Origin of the sequence: Cellulomonas sp. ES6 (assembly GCF_030053835.1) — a bacterium.
In the GTDB taxonomy this organism is placed as follows: Bacteria; Actinomycetota; Actinomycetes; order Actinomycetales; family Cellulomonadaceae; genus Cellulomonas.
In genome coordinates this window covers 1,046,258-1,065,227 of the sequence record NZ_CP125655.1, presented here as the reverse complement: position 1 = coordinate 1,065,227, position 18,970 = coordinate 1,046,258, and the positions used below count along the sequence as shown (strand labels likewise).

At 74.6% G+C, this 18,970-nt stretch carries 16 protein-coding genes; 11 read left to right on the top strand and 5 right to left on the bottom strand.

What is annotated here, in order from left to right:
• Nucleotides 1-54: 54 nt before the first annotated feature.
• The 5 genes from P9841_RS05065 (at nt 55) to P9841_RS05045 (ending at nt 4,664) form a co-directional block, all read left to right on the top strand.
• Nucleotides 55-468 carry a pilus assembly protein CpaE gene (locus tag P9841_RS05065; RefSeq protein WP_283320983.1) on the top strand — a complete coding sequence of 138 codons (414 nt, stop codon included), beginning with the start codon at nt 55-57 and terminating at the stop codon, nt 466-468.
• 79 nt (nt 469-547) lie between these two features.
• Nucleotides 548-844 carry an Asp-tRNA(Asn)/Glu-tRNA(Gln) amidotransferase subunit GatC gene (gene gatC, locus P9841_RS05060; protein WP_283320982.1) on the top strand — a complete coding sequence of 99 codons (297 nt, stop codon included), beginning with the start codon at nt 548-550 and terminating at the stop codon, nt 842-844.
• A 1-nt stretch (nt 845) separates the two neighbouring features.
• Nucleotides 846-2,360 carry an Asp-tRNA(Asn)/Glu-tRNA(Gln) amidotransferase subunit GatA gene (gene gatA, locus P9841_RS05055; protein ID WP_283320981.1) on the top strand — a complete coding sequence of 505 codons (1,515 nt, stop codon included), beginning with the start codon at nt 846-848 and terminating at the stop codon, nt 2,358-2,360.
• Nucleotides 2,357-3,868: an Asp-tRNA(Asn)/Glu-tRNA(Gln) amidotransferase subunit GatB gene (gatB, locus tag P9841_RS05050; protein WP_283320980.1), complete on the top strand. Its 1,512-nt coding sequence runs from the start codon at nt 2,357-2,359 to the stop codon at nt 3,866-3,868. Before gatA ends, gatB begins: the two co-directional genes overlap by 4 nt.
• Nucleotides 3,869-4,118: 250 nt before the next feature.
• The gene (locus P9841_RS05045) at nt 4,119-4,664 is read left to right on the top strand and encodes a GNAT family N-acetyltransferase (protein ID WP_283320979.1); all 546 of its coding nucleotides are present in this window, start codon (nt 4,119-4,121) and stop codon (nt 4,662-4,664) included.
• 103 nt (nt 4,665-4,767) lie between these two features.
• Here the strand turns inward: P9841_RS05045 and P9841_RS05040 are convergent, their stop codons facing one another.
• The 4 genes from P9841_RS05040 to P9841_RS05025 form a co-directional block, all read right to left on the bottom strand.
• Nucleotides 4,768-5,331, bottom strand: a complete 564-nt coding sequence (locus tag P9841_RS05040) for a DoxX family protein (protein WP_283320978.1) — start codon at nt 5,329-5,331, stop codon at nt 4,768-4,770.
• A gap of 341 nt (nt 5,332-5,672) precedes the next feature.
• Nucleotides 5,673-6,242: a DoxX family protein gene (locus tag P9841_RS05035; RefSeq protein WP_283320977.1), complete on the bottom strand. Its 570-nt coding sequence runs from the start codon at nt 6,240-6,242 to the stop codon at nt 5,673-5,675.
• 291 nt (nt 6,243-6,533) lie between these two features.
• Nucleotides 6,534-7,895: a cryptochrome/photolyase family protein gene (locus P9841_RS05030; protein WP_283320976.1), complete on the bottom strand. Its 1,362-nt coding sequence runs from the start codon at nt 7,893-7,895 to the stop codon at nt 6,534-6,536.
• A gap of 371 nt (nt 7,896-8,266) precedes the next feature.
• Nucleotides 8,267-9,046, bottom strand: a complete 780-nt coding sequence (locus P9841_RS05025) for a MerR family transcriptional regulator (RefSeq protein ID WP_283320975.1) — start codon at nt 9,044-9,046, stop codon at nt 8,267-8,269.
• 123 nt (nt 9,047-9,169) lie between these two features.
• Here P9841_RS05025 and P9841_RS05020 point away from each other — a divergent pair, with 123 nt between their 5' ends.
• The 3 genes from P9841_RS05020 (at nt 9,170) to ilvD (P9841_RS05010) (ending at nt 13,720) form a co-directional block, all read left to right on the top strand.
• Nucleotides 9,170-9,895 carry a 4a-hydroxytetrahydrobiopterin dehydratase gene (locus P9841_RS05020; protein ID WP_283320974.1) on the top strand — a complete coding sequence of 242 codons (726 nt, stop codon included), beginning with the start codon at nt 9,170-9,172 and terminating at the stop codon, nt 9,893-9,895.
• A 139-nt stretch (nt 9,896-10,034) separates the two neighbouring features.
• Entirely contained in the window at nt 10,035-11,897 is a 1,863-nt protein-coding gene (ilvD, locus tag P9841_RS05015; protein ID WP_283320973.1) for a dihydroxy-acid dehydratase, read from the top strand.
• A gap of 107 nt (nt 11,898-12,004) precedes the next feature.
• Nucleotides 12,005-13,720: a dihydroxy-acid dehydratase gene (gene ilvD / locus P9841_RS05010; protein ID WP_283320972.1), complete on the top strand. Its 1,716-nt coding sequence runs from the start codon at nt 12,005-12,007 to the stop codon at nt 13,718-13,720.
• 48 nt (nt 13,721-13,768) lie between these two features.
• On the opposite strand, the gene P9841_RS05005 is transcribed toward ilvD (P9841_RS05010), so the two are convergent.
• Nucleotides 13,769-15,061, bottom strand: a complete 1,293-nt coding sequence (locus tag P9841_RS05005) for a S1 family peptidase (protein ID WP_283320971.1) — start codon at nt 15,059-15,061, stop codon at nt 13,769-13,771.
• A 148-nt stretch (nt 15,062-15,209) separates the two neighbouring features.
• Between P9841_RS05005 and P9841_RS05000 the strand changes: the two genes are divergently transcribed.
• Genes P9841_RS05000 through P9841_RS04990 form a run of 3 tightly spaced genes read left to right on the top strand, consistent with a single transcriptional unit; the run spans nt 15,210 to nt 18,970 of the window.
• Nucleotides 15,210-16,223, top strand: coding sequence for an ABC transporter ATP-binding protein (locus P9841_RS05000; RefSeq protein WP_283320970.1), 1,014 nt, complete (start codon nt 15,210-15,212; stop codon nt 16,221-16,223).
• Nucleotides 16,220-17,215, top strand: coding sequence for an ABC transporter permease subunit (locus tag P9841_RS04995; protein WP_283320969.1), 996 nt, complete (start codon nt 16,220-16,222; stop codon nt 17,213-17,215). The genes P9841_RS05000 and P9841_RS04995 overlap by 4 nt, the downstream gene beginning before the upstream one ends.
• Before the next feature lie 33 nt (nt 17,216-17,248).
• Complete coding sequence (locus tag P9841_RS04990) at nt 17,249-18,970, top strand: glycoside hydrolase family 13 protein (protein ID WP_283320968.1); 1,722 nt, start codon at nt 17,249-17,251, stop codon at nt 18,968-18,970.

Below are 18,970 nucleotides of genomic sequence, written 5' to 3'. Positions count from 1 at the left end.
GCGGCTCCGGCCGGACGCCGGGCGGCCCTCGCGGCGCCGGACCATACTGGACCGGTGATCTCGATCGAGCGGGCGGAGCTGCTGCAGGCGGCGGGGCTGCGCTGGACGCCCCGCTCGGGCGACCGGTTCGCGCTGCGCCAGCCGGCGCTCGCGGGCGAGGTCTTCACCATCAGCGAGATGACCATCGAGCCGCACGCGTACCCCACGGGCACCGTCCTCGGCTTCAACGGCACGACCGAGTGGGCGCTGGACTCCGTGACCCAGGACGACGCCCTGTGGCTGCCCCGGGAGGACCAGCTCCGCGAGCTGCTGGGCGGGACGTTCCGCAGCCTGGCGCGTGCCCTCGACGGCTCCTACCTCGTGGTCGCCGAGCTCCCCGGGCAGCCGGAGCGGTCGTTCGCCGCGGCGGACGCGGCCGACGCCTACGCCGACGCCGTGCTGGCCCTGGTCTCGGCGGCGCGCGTCTGAGACCCGCGCCCGCCGCCCGGCCGCACCGGACCTGTGGACGACGCCGGCCGGTGGCCGTTCCGCGACTAGACTCGCGGCCATGTCCTCCCTCTCTCGTGACGAGGTCGCGCGCGTCGCGGGCCTGGCGCGGATCGACCTGACCCCCGAGGAGCTCGACCGCCTCGCGGGCGAGCTCGACGTGATCGTCGAGTCGGTCGCCCGGGTCAGCGAGGTCGCCACGCCCGACGTGCCGGCCACCAGCCACCCGCTGCCGATGACCAACGTGTTCCGCCCCGACGTGCCCGTGCAGCCGCTGACGCAGGAGCAGGCCCTGTCGGGGGCGCCCGCGTCGGAGGACGGCAAGTTCCTCGTCCCGCAGATCCTCGGGGAGGAGTGAGATGACCGACCTGACCCGTCTCTCCGCCGCGGAGATCGCCGACCGGCTCGCTGCGCGCGAGGTCACCAGCGTCGAGGTCACGCAGGCGCACCTGGACCGGATCGCCGCCGTCGATCCCGCCGTGCACGCGTTCCTGCACGTCTCGGCCGAGGAGGCGCTGGCCACGGCCGCCGACGTCGACGCGCGCCGCGCCGCGGGCGAGGACCTGCACCCGCTCGCGGGCGTGCCGATCGCCGTCAAGGACGTCGTCGTCACGCAGGGCCTGCCGACCACCGCCGGCTCGAAGATCCTCGAGGGCTGGGTGCCGCCGTACGACGCGACCCTGGTCGAGCGGATCAAGGCCGCCGGCCTGCCGATCCTCGGCAAGACCAACATGGACGAGTTCGCCATGGGGTCGTCGACCGAGCACTCGGCCTACGGCAACACGCACAACCCCTGGGACCTGGAGCGCATCCCCGGCGGCTCCGGCGGCGGGTCCGCCGCGGCGGTCGCGGCCTACGAGGCCCCGCTGGCCATCGGCACCGACACCGGCGGCTCGATCCGCCAGCCGGGCGCCGTCACCGGCACCGTCGGCGTGAAGCCGACGTACGGCTCGGTCTCCCGCTATGGCCTCATCGCGCTGGCCTCGTCCCTGGACCAGGCCGGCCCGGTCACGCGCACCGTGCTCGACTCGGCCCTGCTGCACGAGCTGATCGGCGGCCACGACCCGCGCGACTCGACGTCCATCCCGGAGCCGCTGCCCGGCCTGGTCGCCGCGGCCCGTGAGGGCGCCTCCGGTGACCTCACCGGCGTGCGCGTCGGCGTGATCCGCGAGCTGCAGGGCGAGGGCTACCAGCCCGGCGTGCTCGCGCGGTTCGAGGAGTCCCTGGAGCTGCTCCGCGGCGCGGGCGCCGAGATCGTCGAGGTCTCCTGCCCGCACTTCGAGTACGCCCTCGGCGCCTACTACCTGATCCTGCCGTCCGAGGCGTCCAGCAACCTGGCCAAGTTCGACGGCATGCGGTTCGGCCTGCGGGTCGAGCCGTCGGAGGGCCCCGTGACCGCCGAGCGCGTCATGGCCGCGACCCGCGGCGCGGGCTTCGGCGACGAGGTCAAGCGCCGCATCATCCTCGGCACCTACGCGCTGTCGGCGGGCTACTACGACGCCTACTACGGCTCGGCGCAGAAGGTCCGCACGCTCATCCAGCGCGACTTCGCCGCCGCGTTCGAGCAGGCCGACGTGCTGGTCTCCCCGACGGCGCCCACCACGGCGTTCAAGCTCGGCGAGAAGCTCGACGACCCGCTGGCGATGTACCTCAATGACGTGGCCACCATCCCGGCGAACCTCGCCGGTGTGCCGGGCATGTCGCTGCCGAACGGCCTGTCGGACGACGGCCTGCCCGTCGGCTTCCAGGTGCTGGCCCCGGCCAAGGCCGACGACCGGCTGTACCGCGTGGGCGCCGCGCTCGAGGCGCTGCTGGAGAAGAGCTGGGGCGGCCCGCTGCTCGCCGAGGCTCCTGAGCTGGAGGTGGGCGAGTGAGCACCCGGACCGTCGACCTGGTCGACTACGACGAGGCAGTGTCCCGGTTCGACCCGGTGATCGGCATCGAGGTGCACGTCGAGCTCGGCACCGCCACCAAGATGTTCGACGGCGCCCCGCAGACGTTCGGCGCGGAGCCCAACACCGCCGTCACGCCGGTGTCCCTCGGCCTGCCCGGGGCGCTGCCGGCCGTCAACGGCACCGCGGTGGAGTACGCCATCCGCATCGGCCTGGCGCTGAACTGCGAGATCGCGGAGTCGTGCCGGTTCGCGCGGAAGAACTACTTCTACCCGGACGTCCCCAAGAACTTCCAGACCTCGCAGTACGACGAGCCGATCGCCCACGACGGGTACCTCGACGTCGAGCTGGAGGACGGCACCGTGTTCCGCGTGGAGATCGAGCGCGCGCACATGGAGGAGGACGCGGGCAAGAACACCCACGTCGGCGGGTCCACGGGCCGGATCCACGGTGCGGAGTACTCGCTCGTCGACTACAACCGCGCGGGCATCCCGCTCGTGGAGATCGTCACCCGGCCGATCACCGGCGCGGGCGAGCGCGCTCCGGAGGTGGCCCGGGCGTACGTCCAGACGCTCCGCGACATCTTCCGCGCCCTCGAGGTGTCGGAGGCCCGCATGGAGCGCGGCAACGTGCGGGCGGACGTCAACGTGTCGCTGCGCCCGACGCCGACCTCGCCGCTGGGCACCCGCACCGAGACCAAGAACGTCAACTCGTTCCGGTCCGTCGAGCGCGCCGTCCGGTACGAGATCAGCCGGCAGGCCGCGATCCTCGACGCCGCGGGGACGGTCACGCAGGAGACCCGGCACTGGCACGAGGACACCGGCGTCACGACGGCGGGCCGCGTGAAGTCGGACGCCGAGGACTACCGGTACTTCCCGGAGCCCGATCTGGTGCCCGTCGCCCCGTCCCGCGCGTGGGTCGAGGAGATCCGCGCCGCGCTGCCCGAGCTCCCCGCCGCGCGGCGTCGCCGGCTGCAGGGCGAGTGGGGCTACGCCGACGCCGAGATGCGTGACGTGGTCAACGCCGGGGCCGTCGAGCTGATCGAGGCGACCGTGGCCGCGGGAGCGAGCCCCGCGGCGGCCCGCAAGTGGTGGATGGGCGAGCTCGCGCGCACCGCCAAGACCCAGGACGTCGAGCTCGGCGAGCTCCCGATCACCCCGACGCAGATCGGCCAGCTCCAGCAGCTCGTCGACGCGGGTCGGATCAACGACAAGCTCGCGCGGCAGGTGCTCGAGGGCGTGCTCGCGGGGGAGGGCGACCCGGAGGCGGTCGTCGTCGCGCGCGGGCTCGAGGTCGTGTCGGACGACGGACCCCTGCTCGAGGCGATCGACGCCGCGCTCGCGGCCCAGCCCGACATCGCCGAGAAGATCCGCTCCGGGAACCTCGGACCGGTCGGCGCGATCATCGGGTCGGTCATGAAGGCCACCCGCGGTCAGGCCGACGCCGGGCGCGTGCGCGAGCTCGTGCTCGAGCGGGTCGCCCAGGGCTGACCTCAGCGCGGCGGCGGCGCCCCCCGGGTGCGCCGCCGCCGGGCGGGGCCTGAGCCCGAGCGGTCCGAACGCGTGCCGGAACCGAGCCCGAGCGGTCCGAACGCGTGCCGGGCCCGAGCCCGCGCGGTCCGAACGCGCGGCGAGCGCGAGCCCCGGCGGCCCGAACGCGTGCGGGCCCACGCTCTGCGCGCGCCCGAAACATGCCCGTGACCGTGCCTGCCTAGGCTCGGGCGCGACGACAGGAGGCCTGATGGACAAGCCGACGCTCGAGGGCGAGATGATCCGCCTGCGGCCGATCCGCGCAGAGGACGCGCCGGCGATGTGGGACATGGTCAGCGACCCGGAGGGGATGCGGACCACGGGGACGACGACCGTCTTCACGCGCGAGCAGGTCGAGCGCTGGTGCGCGACCGTCGCCGGCCAGCCGGGCCGGATCGACCTGGCCATCACGGCGAACGGGTCCGACGAGTACCTCGGCGAGATCGTCCTCAACGAGATCGACGAGGTGGTCGGCTCGGCCAACCTGCGACTCGTCATGCGGCCGGCGTACCGGGGGCGGGGCTACGGCACGGAGGCGATCGAGCTGGTGCTCGGGCTGGCGTTCGACGGCATCGGGCTGCACCGCGTCGGCCTGGACGTGCTGAGCATCAACGCCCGCGCGTTCTCGCTGTACGAGAACATCGGGTTCCGCGTCGAGGGGCGGCTGCGTGACGCCTACCGCGACGGGGACGGCTGGTGCGACGCGATCATGATGGCGATGCTCGAGGACGAGTACCGCGCGCTGCGCACCGCCTGACACCCGCCCGCCGGAGGACGCATGCCGCCGTCCCCGCCGCCCGGGACAGCACGAGGCGCCGGCCCCCCGGAGGGAGGGGACCGGCGCCTCGAGTCGGTGCGGCTCAGACGAGCCAGCGGTTCTTCTGCACCAGCGGCAGGCTCTTCCACCAGCGGCCGAGGCCCCAGGTGTCGCCGCCCGCGGCGAACGCCACGAGGATCAGGGCCAGCGCGTAGACGATGTGGTAGTCGACCAGCGGGTTGGTCGAGCCCGACTGCAGCGGCCACTCGGCGGCCCACATCATCAGCATGATGGCGGTGCCGGCGACGGCGGCCACGCGGGTGCCGATGCCGAGCATCACGGCCGCGCCGACGCCGAGCATGCCGAGCATGAACAGCACGTCGGTGACCGGGCTGGCGATGCCCTGGAAGAAGCCCTGGAACGGGCCGATGACAGCGGGGCTGTTGAGGAAGCCCTGGCTGGGCGCGCCGCCGTTGACCCAGGCGTTCTCGGAGGGGGTCGAGTAGCCCAGGCCGAAGGTCTTGTCGAGGAAGGCCCAGAGGAAGATGAAGCCGGTCGCCAGGCGCAGGGCCGCGAGCGTCCGGCGCGCGCCGACCGACGTGACGACGTCGTCGTGCGTGCGGGTCTCGGCGGTGCCGCTGGTCCGGGTGGGGGTGATCGTGGCCATCGTCTGCTCACGTCCGTTCAGGTAGGTCGTCGTCCTTGTGATGACATTCCCAATCTCCACCCGCGTGGGGCCCGACGCCTTGGCCGAAAGTCCCAGGTCCCCGCCCAGGGCGGTCGGGATGGCCCGAAATGGGCCCTTCGTGAGGGTGGACCGGGACCTTGGGCCCATCGTGAGGCGAGTGGGCGTCGGCCGTGGCCGCAGCGACCGGTGCCCGGACGCGACGAGACCGGGACCTAGGTCCCAGGGCGACGCGCCGAGGCGCCCGCCCCGCAGCAGCGGGACGAGCGCCTCGGGTCGGTGCGGCGACGGGGTCGGCGGTTCCGGCGCCCGCCCGCCGTGGATCAGCGCAGCCAGCGCTGCGCGCGGACCACCGGCAGCTCGCGCCACCAGCGCCCCAGGCCCCACGTGTCGCCGGCCAGGCAGGTCGCCAGCACGACGAGGGTCAGCGCGTAGATGATGTGGTAGTCGACCAGCGGGTTGGTGGAGCCCTCGACGAGCGGCCACTCGGCCATCCACATCATCACCATGATGATCGAGCCGGACCACGCGGCGACGCGCAGCCCGATGCCGAGCATCACCGCGGCGCCGACGCCGAGCATGCCGAGCATGAACAGCACGTCCGTCAGCGGGCTGGCGATGCCCTGGAAGAAGCCCTGGAACGGTCCGACGACGGCGGGGCTGGTGAGGAAGCCCTGACTCGGCGTCCCGCCGTTGACCCAGGCCCGCTCGGACGGCGTGGCGTAGCCGAGCCCGAACGTCTTGTCGAGGAACGCCCACAGGAAGATGAAGCCGGTGGCGAGGCGGGTCAGGGCCAGCACGCGGCGCGCGCCGAGGGCGGTGACCACCTCCTCCTGGGCCGGCAGGGCGGTGGTGGTGGTGGAGCTGCTGCGAGGTGTCACGGTCGCGGTCATGAGAGCCTCCGGTCGGGTTCACGTCTTTGTGACGACGTTCCCAATCTGGCGCCGGCCGTCCGGGGCGCGCACGGGTCGAAGGTCCCGGGCCCTCCGGGGACGGCCCGCGCGACCGGTTCCGGGGGGCCGGCGAGGCTCCTCGACGGGACCGAGGTCCCGGTCAGGGAGGCTCAGCGCGTCGTCCCGCGCAGCCCGTCGACCGGTGCTCCGCGAGTCGCCCGGTGCGGCCCGTCGACCCGTTCGGCCCGTCGCCCGGCTCGACGCGTCGCCCGGCTCGGCGCACCGGCCGGCTCAGCGCATCGACTGGTACGCGCCGAGGCTGACATCACGCTCCTGCGCGTGGTCGACGACGCGCTCCGGGTAGCCGGGGGCTGCGGAGCGCGGCAGCTTCCAGGGCTCGTGCACCGCGCGCCCCGGGACGTCGCGCAGCTCGGGCACCCAGCGGCGCACGTAGCGACCGTCGGGGTCGAACCTCGTGCCCTGCGTGACGGGGTTGAAGATCCGGAAGTACGGTGCCGCGTCACGTCCGGTCCCCGCGACCCACTGCCAGTTGAGCTGGTTCTGCGGCACGTCGCCGTCCACCAGCCAGGCCATGAAGTGGTCCGCGCCGCGCTGCCACCGCACGTGCAGGTCCTTGACCAGGAACGACGCGACGACCATCCGCACGCGGTTGTGCATCCAGCCCTCGTGGCGGAGCTGCCGCATCCCGGCGTCGACGAAGGGGTAGCCGGTGCGTCCTGCGGCCCACGCGTCGAACGCCTCCTGCTCGCGGGTGCCCGTCGCCCACGCGTCCTCGGGCAGGACGGGCGTCAGCGACTCCCGCGCGGCCCGCGGGTGGTGCAGCAGCACGTCGGCGTGGAACTCGCGCCAGGCGATCTGGCTGCGGAACGTCTCGGCGCCGTCTCCGCGCCGGCGTGCCAGGTCGGCCAGGACGGTGCGCGGGTGGATCTCGCCCCACTTGAGCGGGACCGACAGGCGCGACGTGCTGTCGAGGTCCGGCCGGTCGCGCTCGTCGGCGTAGCGCGCGACCCCGCCGTCCAGCACCTCGGCCCAGCGCTCGAGCGCGGCGATCTCGCCGGCGTGGGGCAGTTCCAGGCCGTCCGGCACCGGGGCGTCGGGGACGGCCTCGCCCCGCCCGGCGTCCGCGAACGCCACCCGGCGGGCTGTCGCCGCCGCGTCCGGGGCCGGGGAGTGCCAGCCGTGCTCGCGCCACGCCCGACGGAACGGGGTGAACACCTGGTACGGGTCGCCCGCGGCGTTGCGGACCCGCCCGGGCGTGACGGCGTAGCTCGATCCCGTCCGGACCAGGGGGACGCCGTCGTCGGCGAGCAGGCGCTCGAGCGCGTCGTCGCGGCGCCGCCCGTACGGCTCGACGGAGGCCGCGACGTGGACCCCGGAGGCCCCCACCTCGCGGGCCACGCCCGGCACGACGTCGCGGGGGTCGCCGTGCCGCACGAGGAGCCGCCCGCCGGTCTGCTCGTCGAGCGCCGCGAGGCTCCGGGCCAGGTACGCGCGGCGCGGAGCCCCCGCGGCCGCCCAGAGGCGCGGGTCCAGCACGTACAGCGCCACGACGTCGCCCTCGTCGGCCGCCGCGTGCAGCGCCGGGTTGTCGCCGAGGCGCAGGTCGCGACGGAACCAGTGGATGGCGGTCATCGGCCGACCGTAGCCACACCGACCGGAGCCCGCGAGCCTGGCGGACGTCCCGCCCGGCGCGTGCCGCGCGGGGCGGAGCGGGCAGGGCGGGGGAGCCGGCGGCACGGGCGGCCCGGCCGCACGTCCCCGGGCAGACGTCGAGGCACCACCGGCCCGGGCGATGAGCCGATGGTGCCTCGACTGGGGGTACCTGGGACGGGTCGTCGTCACCAGGTGACCAGGCTGGACCGCGGGCTGGTGGCCCGGTGGCCGCCCCGGGGGAGAGACGGCCGGTGGTCCGACACCGAGTTCAGGGTCCCGCGCGCGCCGACCGCGCGGATGGGCCGATGGTCCCGATCTCGCGGCGCCCGCGGGTGCTTCCCCCCGGCGGGTCAGCCCCCGGCGACGGCGTCGGCGTGCGCGTCGACGGCCGCCCGCAGGTACGCGGCGAGCCCCGGCGCGACGGCGTCGTACGTCGCCCGGAACCGCGGGTCGTCCGTGTACGTCGCGGCCAGCCCCCGGTAGGCCTCCGGCGTGGGGGTCCAGAACAGCGACACCCACGCGTGGTGGCGGGCGACGAGGTCGCGGACGGCGGGGTCGCCCGCGGGCGTGCCGGCGCGCAGGGCGTCGGCGAGCGCCTCGCTGAGCGCACGGCCCTCGGCCTGGTGGGCGGTCCGCTCCTCGTCGGACATCGACTCCCAGGCCCGGTTGCTGCGGTCCACGGCGGCGTCCCCCCAGCGCTCGCGCGCCTCCGGCTCGTAACGGCGGTGGTCGAAGCCCTCGTACAGGTGCTCGACGGACATGACGGTGCCCCCTTCCAGGGACTCGACGGTGGAGGCGACGGTGCGGGCGAGCCGGTCGAACCGGTCCCGCTCGGCCAGCAGCCAGGTGTGGTGCTCGCGGAGCCGTGCGGCCTGCGCGGCGGGGTCGTCCCGTGCGTCGAGGACCCGGGCGATGCCCGCGAGACCGACGCCGAGCTCCCGCAGCACCAGCACCTGCTGCAGCCGCAGCAGCTCGGGCCGCCCGTACACGCGCTGGCCACCCGGCGCGGTGCCGACGGGACGGACCAGGCCGATCGCGTCGTAGTGGCGCAGGGTGCGCGACGTGACGCCCGACAGGCGCACGAGCTCCGCCGTGGTCCACCGCTCGGTGCCCGGGCCGGTGCTCGTCATGGTCGCTCCTCCGCCTCCGACGGCGGGAGGTCCGCCGTCGTCGACCGACCGTAGGCGTTGACGTCGCGTCAACTGCAAGCCCGGGCCGTCGGGGATGTCGGACCCCGGTGGCAGGCTCGGCGCATGGAGACCTCCTCGCCCGGCTCCGCGCAGCCGACAGGCCCGTCCGCGGGTGCCGCCCGCCCCGTCGTCGGCCCCGCCGCGGCCACGGCCCGCGTCGACGCCCGCCACTGGCGGGTGCTGCTGCTGTGGCTGCAGGCCGCGTTCCGCACCGGCGACCTCGCCACCGGTGCGGCGCTCGTCGCGCGGGTCGCCGCGGAGGCGGAGCGGCTGGGTGCGCGGCCGGACGTCACCCTGCGCCCCGACCAGGTCCACGTGCGCACGACCACCTGGTCGGCCCACGGGCTCACCGAGACCGACCTTGCGCTCGCGGATGCCGTGTCCCGCGCGGCGGACGAGCTGGGCGTCGCGGGGGACCCCGGGCTCCTCACGTCGCAGGAGGTGGCGGTCGACGCGCTGGACATCCCGGCGGTCGCGCCGTTCTGGCGAGCGGTGCTCGGCTACGGCACCGAGCCGGGCACGGACCCCGACGACCACGTGCTCGCCGACCCCGCCGGTCTCGGCCCGGGCTACTGGTTCCAGCAGATGGACGCCCCGCGCCCCCAGCGCAACCGCATCCACGTGGACGTGACCGTCCCGCACGACCAGGCCGAGGCCCGCGTGGCCGCCGCGCTCGCGGCCGGGGGCAGGCTGGTGTCGGACAGCCGCGCACCCGCGTTCTGGGTGCTCGCCGACCCGGAGGGGAACGAGGCGTGCGTCTGCACGTGGCAGGAGCGCGGGCTGGGCTGAACGCCGCCCGGGCGCGGTGACCGTCCAGCAGCTGGTCGATCACAGGGCGGACGTGCCGCACGCTCCCGGCCAGCACGGACGTACCGTGTCCGGGCGTCACCGCGGCGGCGACGCCCTGCACGTCCGAAGGAGCTGTCCCGTGAGCCGTCCCCTGCGCTCCCGTACCTCGACCCACGGCCGCAACATGGCCGGCGCCCGCGCGCTGTGGCGGGCCACCGGCATGGGCTCGGAGGACTTCGGCAAGCCGATCATCGCCATCGCGAACTCGTACACGCAGTTCGTCCCCGGCCACGTGCACCTCAAGGACATGGGCGACCTCGTCGCCTCGGCGATCCAGGAGGCCGGCGGCGTCGCGAAGGAGTTCAACACCATCGCGGTCGACGACGGCATCGCGATGGGCCACGCCGGGATGCTCTACTCGCTGCCCAGCCGCGACCTCATCGCCGACTCGGTCGAGTACATGGTGCAGGCGCACTGCGCGGACGCCCTGGTGTGCATCTCGAACTGCGACAAGATCACCCCCGGCATGCTGAACGCCGCGCTGCGGCTCAACATCCCGGTGATCTTCGTGTCCGGCGGCCCGATGGAGGCCGGCAAGGCGGTCGTCGCGGACGGCGTCGCGAAGACCCACCTCAACCTCATCAACGCGATCAACTACTCCGCGGACGACGCCGTCTCCGACCAGGCGCTGGCCACGGTCGAGGAGAACGCCTGCCCGACGTGCGGCTCCTGCTCCGGCATGTTCACGGCGAACTCGATGAACTGCCTGACCGAGGCGCTGGGCCTGTCCCTGCCGGGCAACGGCTCCACGCTGGCGACGCACAGCGCCCGCCGCGAGCTGTTCCTCGAGGCCGGCCGGACGATCGTGGACCTGGCGCGCCGCTACTACGAGGACGAGGACGACACGGCGGCGCCGCGCGGCATCGCGACCCGGGCGGCGTTCAGCAACGCCATGACCCTGGACGTCGCCATGGGCGGCTCCACCAACACGGTGCTGCACATCCTGGCGGCGGCGCAGGAGGCGGGCGTCGACTTCACGCTCGCCGACATCGACGCGCTGAGCCGCCGCGTGCCCTGCCTGTCGAAGGTCGCCCCGAACCACCCCGACTTCCACATGGAGGACGTGCACCGCGCCGGCGGCATCCCCGCGCTGCTGGGCGAGCTCGACCGGGCGGGCCTGCTCGACCACGACGTCACGAGCGTGCACACCCCCACGCTGCGGGAGTGGCTGGACGACTGGGACATCCGCGGCGGGAAGGCCACCGAGCGCGCCGAGGCGCTGTTCCACGCGGCGCCGGGCGGCGTGCGCACCACGCAGGCGTTCTCGACCTCGAACGTCTGGGAGTCCCTCGACACGGACGCCGAGAACGGCTGCATCCGGGACGTCGCGCACGCCTACACGGTCGAGGGCGGCCTGGCGGTGCTGCGCGGCAACCTCGCCGAGGACGGCGCGATCATCAAGACGGCCGGCATCGACCCGGACGTCTTCCACTTCGTCGGGCGGGCGCTGGTCTGCGAGTCGCAGGACGAGGCGGTCGACAAGATCCTGCGCAAGGAGGTCGAGCCGGGCCACGTCGTCGTCGTGCGCTACGAGGGCCCCGCCGGCGGCCCGGGCATGCAGGAGATGCTCTACCCGACGTCCTTCATCAAGGGCCGCGGTCTCGGCAAGGTCTGCGCGCTCATCACCGACGGCCGGTTCTCCGGCGGGTCGAGCGGCATCTCGGTCGGCCACGTCAGCCCGGAGGCCGCGGCCGGCGGGACGATCGGGCTGATCGAGGACGGCGACGAGATCGAGATCGACGTCGAGACCCGGCTGATCCGCGTCAACGTCCCCGACGACGTGCTCGCGGAGCGCCGCGCCAAGATGGAGGCGCGCGAGAACCCGTGGCAGCCGGTGGCCCGCGACCGGTACGTGTCCCCGGCGCTGCAGGCGTACGCGGCGATGGCGACGAGCGCGGACCGCGGTGCCGTCCGCGACGTGAGCCGCATCCGCCGCGGCTGAACCCCCGGCCGGACCGGGCGCCACGACGCCCGGTCCGGCCGCCCGCCACGCGCGCCACGCCCGACCTGTCCGGGGCGCGCCGCGCCGCCCGCGCCTACAGTCGGCTCATGACGACCACGGGCGGGACCACCCCGGACATCGACATCAAGCCGCGCTCCCGGCAGGTGACCGACGGCATCGAGGCCACGGCGTCGCGCGGCATGCTCCGCGCCGTCGGCATGGGCGACGACGACTGGGTCAAGCCGCAGATCGGCGTCGCGAGCTCCTGGAACGAGATCACCCCCTGCAACCTGTCGCTCCAGCGGCTCGCGCAGGCGGTGAAGAACGGCGTGCACGCCGGCGGCGGCTACCCGCTGGAGTTCGGCACCATCTCGGTGTCGGACGGCATCTCCATGGGCCACGAGGGCATGCACTTCTCGCTGGTGAGCCGCGACATCATCGCGGACAGCGTCGAGACCGTGATGCAGGCCGAGCGCCTGGACGGCTCCGTGCTGCTGGCGGGCTGCGACAAGTCGCTGCCCGGCATGCTGATGGCGGCCGCGCGGCTCGACCTGGCGAGCGTGTTCGTGTACGCCGGGTCGATCATGCCCGGCTGGGTGAAGCTCGAGGACGGCACCGAGAAGGACGTCACGCTGATCGACGCGTTCGAGGCGGTCGGCGCGTGCGCCCGCGGCCTCATGTCGCAGGGTGACCTCGACCGGATCGAGCGCGCGATCTGCCCGGGCGAGGGCGCCTGCGGCGGCATGTACACCGCGAACACGATGGCGTCGGTCGCCGAGGCGATGGGCATGTCGCTGCCCGGCTCCGCGGCCCCGCCGAGCGCCGACCGCCGCCGGGACAACGTCGCGCTGCGGTCCGGCGAGGCCGTGGTCGAGCTGCTCCGCAAGGGCATCACCGCCCGGCAGATCATGACCAAGGAGGCGTTCGAGAACGCGATCGCGGTGGTCATGGCGTTCGGTGGCTCCACCAACGCGGTGCTGCACCTGCTGGCGATCGCGCACGAGGCCGAGGTCGAGCTGACGCTGGACGACTTCAAGCGGGTCGCCGCGCGGGTGCCGCACCTGGGCGACCTGAAGCCGTTCGGCCGGTACGTCATGGCGGACGTCGACCGGATCGGCGGCGTGCCCGTCGTCATGAAGGCCCTGCTCGACGCGGGCCTGATCCACGGCGACTGCCTCACGGTCACCGGCAGGACCGTCGCGGAGAACCTCGCCGACGTCGCCCCGCCGGACCCGGACGGCAAGATCCTGCGTGCGCTCGACAACCCGATCCACCACACCGGCGGCATCACGATCCTCGACGGGTCGCTGGCCCCCGAGGGCGCCGTCGTGAAGTCCGCCGGGTTCGACACCGACGTCTTCGAGGGCACCGCCCGGGTGTTCGAGCGGGAGCGCGCCGCGCTCGACGCCCTGGAGGACGGCACCATCCAGGCCGGCGACGTGGTGGTCATCCGGTACGAGGGCCCGAAGGGCGGCCCGGGCATGCGCGAGATGCTGGCGATCACGGGGGCCATCAAGGGCGCCGGCCTGGGCAAGGACGTGCTGCTGCTGACCGACGGCCGGTTCTCCGGCGGCACGACGGGTCTGTGCGTCGGCCACGTCGCGCCCGAGGCGGTCGACGCCGGTCCGATCGCGTTCGTCCGCGACGGCGACCGGATCCGGCTGGACGTCGCGAACGCCACGCTCGACCTGCTGGTGCCGGAGGAGGAGCTCGCCGCCCGCCGGGTCGGCTGGGCGCCGCTGCCGCCCCGCTACACCCGCGGCGTGCTGGCGAAGTACGCCAAGCTCGTCCAGTCCGCGTCGACGGGGGCCGTGCTGATCTGACGCGGGCGACCCCGTCCCGGGGCCCGCGCGCCGTCGGCCCGCGCGCCGTCAGCCGCCGGTGAGCACCTGCGCGCCGAGGTACTTCTGCGACATGGAGATCTTCGTGGCGAGCGTCCGCCAGGAGCCGTCGATCACGGCGGCGCCCGAGGTGAGCCCGTTCGCCTCCGTCCCGGTGAACCACGGGCCGCCGCTGTCCCCGGGCAGCGCGGTGTCGGTCTGCGTGGCGAACAGCCCGCAGTACAGGAGGCCGAGCGGCTGGTAGCAGACGTTCGTCAGGTACACGGTGTCGCAGGTGTAGCCGGACGTCATGCCCCACTTGCACACGCTCTGACCGACCACCGGGTCGCTCGCGCCCGTGGCCACGCGGAAGTCGGAGAGGGCGGTCGCGCGGAACTGCGCGGTGGGCCGGGCGGTCCCGATCAGGCGGTGGAGCTGCAGGTCGATGGCGTTGCCCGCGGGCGTGGTGCGCGCGACGCCCGCGAACTGCAGGAGGCTCGCGGTGGAGCCGAAGTGCAGCTTGTTCGCGCAGTGCCGGGCGGTGATGAGGCCCCGCTCGGCCCCGCGCCGGACGGTGAAGCCCGCGGTGCACTCGGGCCGGTGGTCGGAGGCGAGGCGCAGCACGGCGCCGCCGAAGATGTCCCGGGCGAGGGTGTCGGAGTCGGCGGCGGGGTCGAACTGCACCTCGACGGGGACGGGGAGGACGCCACCCGCCGCCTCGTCCGCCACCGCGTCGGCCGCGACCGCCTCGAGCCCCGCGGTCAGCGAGGGGTCCTCCGTGCGGCCGTCGCCGTACTGCACGGTGACGCCCTCGCCGCCGGGCTCGGCGAACGCGACGACGGCCGCGTCGGGCTGCGCGGCGGTCACCGCCTGCAGGGCGGTCGCCGTGACGTCCTCCAGCTCGGCCTGCGTCGCCGGTGCGCCCCACCGCACCTCGACGGTCAGGGGCAGCCCGGCGACCTGCTCCAGCACGTCGGGGGAGGGCTGGTCGGTGAACAGGATCCACGCGTCGGCCTGCGCCGTCGGCTCGAGCGCGGCCCCCGCGTACACGTCGGCGTGCTCCGCGGCGAGGGACGCCACGAGCTCCGCGAACCGTCCCTGGGCGCGCAGCGCGGCGACCTGCTGCTCCGTCGCCCCGGCACCCCCGCCGGCGAGGTAGGCGGACAGGTCCTGCTCCTCGGCCGCCGTGAGGGTCGCCGTGCCGCGCCCGTGCACCACGGTGGACGCCGGGTCGCCGGTCGGGCGGACCTCGTGCGGTGCTGTCGCGGACGCGGGGCCGGCGAGCCCCGCCCCGAGCACCGCCAGCACCGTCGCCGCGGTGACCGCGGCCCTCGCTCGACGCACGTCGACCCCCTCGCTCGTCCTGTCCCTCCCGACCCTAGAGCGTGCCGCTGCGCGGCGTCCGCCGGTTCGGCCACGCGACGGCCGGTGCCGCCGCTAGGGTCGGCCGCGGGCACCGGCCACGCGGCGTCCGCGGCACCGACGGAGGACGATGACCGACCTGGCCCCGCCCGGCACGACCGCGGTCAGCACCCGCGGCCTGCGCAAGACGTACCGTCACCGCGGCCGCCGGGTCGTCGCCGTCGGCGGCCTGGACCTCGACGTGCCGCTCGGCGGCGTGCACGGGTTCCTCGGCCCGAACGGCGCCGGCAAGACCACGACCATCCGGATGCTGCTCGGCCTGGTGCGCCCCGACGCGGGCAGCGTGCACGTGCTGGACCGGCCCGTCCCGGCGGCGCTGCCCGACGTCGTCCGGCGCGTGGGCGCCATCGTGGAGTCGCCGCGGTTCTTCCCGGCGTTCTCGGGTCGCCGCAACCTGGAGCTGCTCGCCGCGGCGATCGGCACCCCGCCGGCGCGGGTCGACCGGGTGCTCGCGGACGTGGGGCTGGCCGACCGCGCCGGCAGCCCGTTCCGCACCTACTCCCTGGGTATGAAGCAGCGCCTCGCGATCGCGGCGACGCTGCTGAAGGACCCGGAGCTGGTGATCTTCGACGAGCCGACCAACGGGCTGGACCCGGCGGGCATCCGGGAGGTGCGCCAGACGATGCGCTCGCTCGCGGATGCCGGCCGCACCGTGCTGGTGTCGAGCCACATCCTGGCCGAGGTGCAGCAGGTGGCGGACACCGTCTCGATCGTCACGCAGGGCCGGCTGGTCGCGAGCGGGCGGGTCGAGGACCTGGTCGCCGGTGCCGGCACGCAGGAGGCGCGGGTCGGTGTGGAGGAGCCGGAGCGGGCGGCCGCGGTGCTGTCCGCCCGGGGCTGGTCGGTGCGTCCGGACGGCGCCGGCGCGCTCGTCGTGGGCGGCGCCGCACCGGCCGAGATCACGCGGGCGCTCGCCGAGCAGGGGCTGTTCCTGCACGAGCTCGTCCCGGCGCGGGCCGACCTCGAGCAGGTGTTCCTCGCCCTGACGGGCACGGCCGCCGCGCCGGGAGCCCCCGGGCAGGGCGCCGGCCCCGCGCCGTACCAGGGCCGACCGGCCCCGCACGGACGGCGGGCCCGCTCGTGACCGGGCTCGTGCGCGTCGAGGCGCGGCGGTTCCGGTACCGCGCGGCGATCCGCTGGCTCGCGGTGCTGTCCGTGGTGGCGGCGCTCGCGGTCGTCGCGGGCGTGCTCGTCTCGGTCCGGCCGCCGTCGGCGGAGGCGGTGGCGAGCGCCGAGCAGCAGCTCGCCCTCGCGCAGGAGGACTGGGAGGCCCACGGCGAGCAGTACCTCGAGGACTGCCGCAGCGGCGAGGAGCAGGAGCGCGCCACGAACCCGGACGTCGACTGGGGGTGCGACAGCCTGGAGCCGCGGCTCGAGCAGTACCTGCCGGGGCAGCCGACCTTCGCGGACGGCGCCCGCGGCTGGCTCACGGGGGCCTCGGTGCTCGTGCTCCTGCTCGCCTTCGCCTCGGGCGTGACGTTCGTGACCGCGGAGATCGCGGCCGGCTCGCTGGGCACCTGGTTGACGTTCGTGCCGCAGCGCGGCCGCGTCTACGCGAGCAAGGTGGTCGTCGCGGCCGTGGGCGCGCTCGTGCCGGCCGCGGCGGCGCTCGCGGTCACCGTGGCCGGGTCGTGGGCGGCCGCGGCGCTGTACGACACGCTCGGCGGCACGACGGCCGAGGTGTGGCGCGCGCTCGGCGACCAGGCGGCGCGGACGCTCGCGGCGGCGGCGGTGCTCGGCGCGGTCGGTGCCGCGCTCGGCTTCCTCGTGCGCAGCGCGGCCGGCGCCCTCGGGGTGGGCATCGGCTGGCTGCTGCTCGTCGACAGCGTGCTGGCCGGCATCGTCCCGGCGCTCACCCCGTGGACGCTGCGCGCCTCCCTCCAGGCGTGGCTGGCCGGAGGCACGTCGTACTGGGTCGAGGAGCCGTGCCCGCCGCTCGACGGCGCCCCGCAGGCGGGGTCGTGCACCGTCGAGCGGACGCTCTCGATGCTGCACGGCGGGGTGCTGCTCGCCGTCGTGGCCGCGGCGCTGGTCGCGCTCGGGGCGGTGGTGCTGCGCAGGCGCGACGTCGACTGACCTCGGCGCCCGCCCGCGTGAGAGGGTCGCGGCATGGCTTTCACCGTCGAGGACGCGCCGTGGTGGACCCGCGCCACCGTGTACCAGGTCTACCCGCGCTCGTTCCAGGACTCCGACGGCGACGGCGTCGGCGACCTCCGCGGCATCGCGTCGCGGCTGGACCACCTGGAGGCGCTGGGCGTCGACGTCGTGTGGCTGTCGCCGATCTACCGCTCGCCGCAGGACGACAACGGGTACGACATCAGCGACTACCAGGACGTCGACCCGGTGTTCGGCACGCTGGCGGACCTGGACGAGCTGATCGCGGCGATGCACGCCCGCGGGATGAGGCTCGTCATGGACCTGGTCGTGAACCACACGTCGGACGAGCACCCGTGGTTCGTCGAGAGCCGGTCGTCCGTCGACTCGCCGAAGCGCGACTGGTACTGGTGGCGCCCGCCCCGCGAGGGCATGGCGCCGGGGCAGCCGGGCGCGGAGCCGACCAACTGGCACTCGTTCTTCTCCGGCTCCACGTGGGAGCTCGACGAGGTGTCGGGCGAGTACTACCTGCACCTGTTCAGCCGCAAGCAGCCCGACCTCAACTGGGAGAACCCGGAGGTCCGGCAGGCCGTGTACGCCATGATGCGGTGGTGGCTGGACCGGGGGGTCGACGGCTTCCGCATGGACGTCATCAACCTCATCTCCAAGGACACCTCGCTGCCCGACGGCCCCGTCGTGGCGGGCGTGTGGGGCGACGGCAGCGCGCACTACACCGACGGCCCGCGGGTGCACGAGTTCCTGCAGGAGATGCACCGCGAGGTGTTCGACGGCCGGGAAGGCGCCCTGCTCACCGTGGGCGAGACGCCCGGCGTCACGCTGGAGGAGGCGCTGCGGTACACCGACCCGGCGCGGCGCGAGGTCGACATGGTGTTCCAGTTCGAGCACGTCGGCCTGGACCACGGACCGGGCGGCAAGTTCGACCCGCGGCCGCTGCGGCTGACCGACCTCAAGGCGACGTTCGGGCGCTGGCAGGCCGGGCTCGCGGACGCCGGCTGGAACAGCCTGTACTGGGACAACCACGACCAGCCGCGCGTCGTGTCGCGGTTCGGGGACGACGGCCGGTACCGGCGGGAGTCCGCGAAGGCGCTCGCGACCCTGCTGCACCTGCACCGCGGGACGCCGTACGTCTACCAGGGCGAGGAGCTCGGGATGACGAACGCGCACTTCACGCGGTTCGACCAGTACCGGGACATCGAGTCGCTGAACCACGTCGCGCAGTCCCGGGCGCTGGGCACCGCCACCGACGAGCAGCTCCTCGCGGGGCTGGCCGCGATGAGCCGGGACAACGCGCGCACGCCCGTGCAGTGGGACGCCTCGCCGCAGGCCGGGTTCACGACCGGCACGCCCTGGCTGGCCGTGAACCCCAACCACGTCGAGGTGAACGCCGCCGCCGAGCACGCCGACCCCGCGTCGGTGCTGCACCACTACCGGCGCCTGATCGCGCTGCGGCACAGCGACCCCGTGGTCGCGCTCGGGGACTTCACGATGCTGCTGCCGCAGGACGAGCAGGTCTACGCGTTCACCCGGACCCTGGCGGGCGACGCGCTGCTGGTGGTCGTCAACGTCTCGGGCCGGGACGCGTCCGTGGACCTCGGCGACGACTGGCCGGCCGCGCCGGACGGCACCTGGGGCGAGCTGGTGCTCGGCACCCACGACGAGCCGGGGGAGCCGACGGTGCTGCGCCCGTGGGAGGCGCGGGTGGTGCGGCGGCGGTGA

Excerpts from the sequence above, each read along its gene's own strand:
- gatC (WP_283320982.1), top strand. The coding sequence starts at position 548 with ATGTCCTCCCTCTCTCGTGACGAGGTCGCGCGCGTCGCGGGCCTGGCG.
- gatA (WP_283320981.1), top strand. The coding sequence starts at position 846 with ATGACCGACCTGACCCGTCTCTCCGCCGCGGAGATCGCCGACCGGCTC.
- P9841_RS05045 (WP_283320979.1), top strand. The coding sequence starts at position 4,119 with ATGGACAAGCCGACGCTCGAGGGCGAGATGATCCGCCTGCGGCCGATC.
- P9841_RS05040 (WP_283320978.1), bottom strand. The coding sequence starts at position 5,331 with ATGGCCACGATCACCCCCACCCGGACCAGCGGCACCGCCGAGACCCGC.
- P9841_RS05035 (WP_283320977.1), bottom strand. The coding sequence starts at position 6,242 with ATGACCGCGACCGTGACACCTCGCAGCAGCTCCACCACCACCACCGCC.
- P9841_RS05030 (WP_283320976.1), bottom strand. The coding sequence starts at position 7,895 with ATGACCGCCATCCACTGGTTCCGTCGCGACCTGCGCCTCGGCGACAAC.
- P9841_RS05025 (WP_283320975.1), bottom strand. The coding sequence starts at position 9,046 with ATGACGAGCACCGGCCCGGGCACCGAGCGGTGGACCACGGCGGAGCTC.
- P9841_RS05020 (WP_283320974.1), top strand. The coding sequence starts at position 9,170 with ATGGAGACCTCCTCGCCCGGCTCCGCGCAGCCGACAGGCCCGTCCGCG.
- ilvD (WP_283320972.1), top strand. The coding sequence starts at position 12,005 with ATGACGACCACGGGCGGGACCACCCCGGACATCGACATCAAGCCGCGC.
- P9841_RS05000 (WP_283320970.1), top strand. The coding sequence starts at position 15,210 with ATGACCGACCTGGCCCCGCCCGGCACGACCGCGGTCAGCACCCGCGGC.
- P9841_RS04990 (WP_283320968.1), top strand. The coding sequence starts at position 17,249 with ATGGCTTTCACCGTCGAGGACGCGCCGTGGTGGACCCGCGCCACCGTG.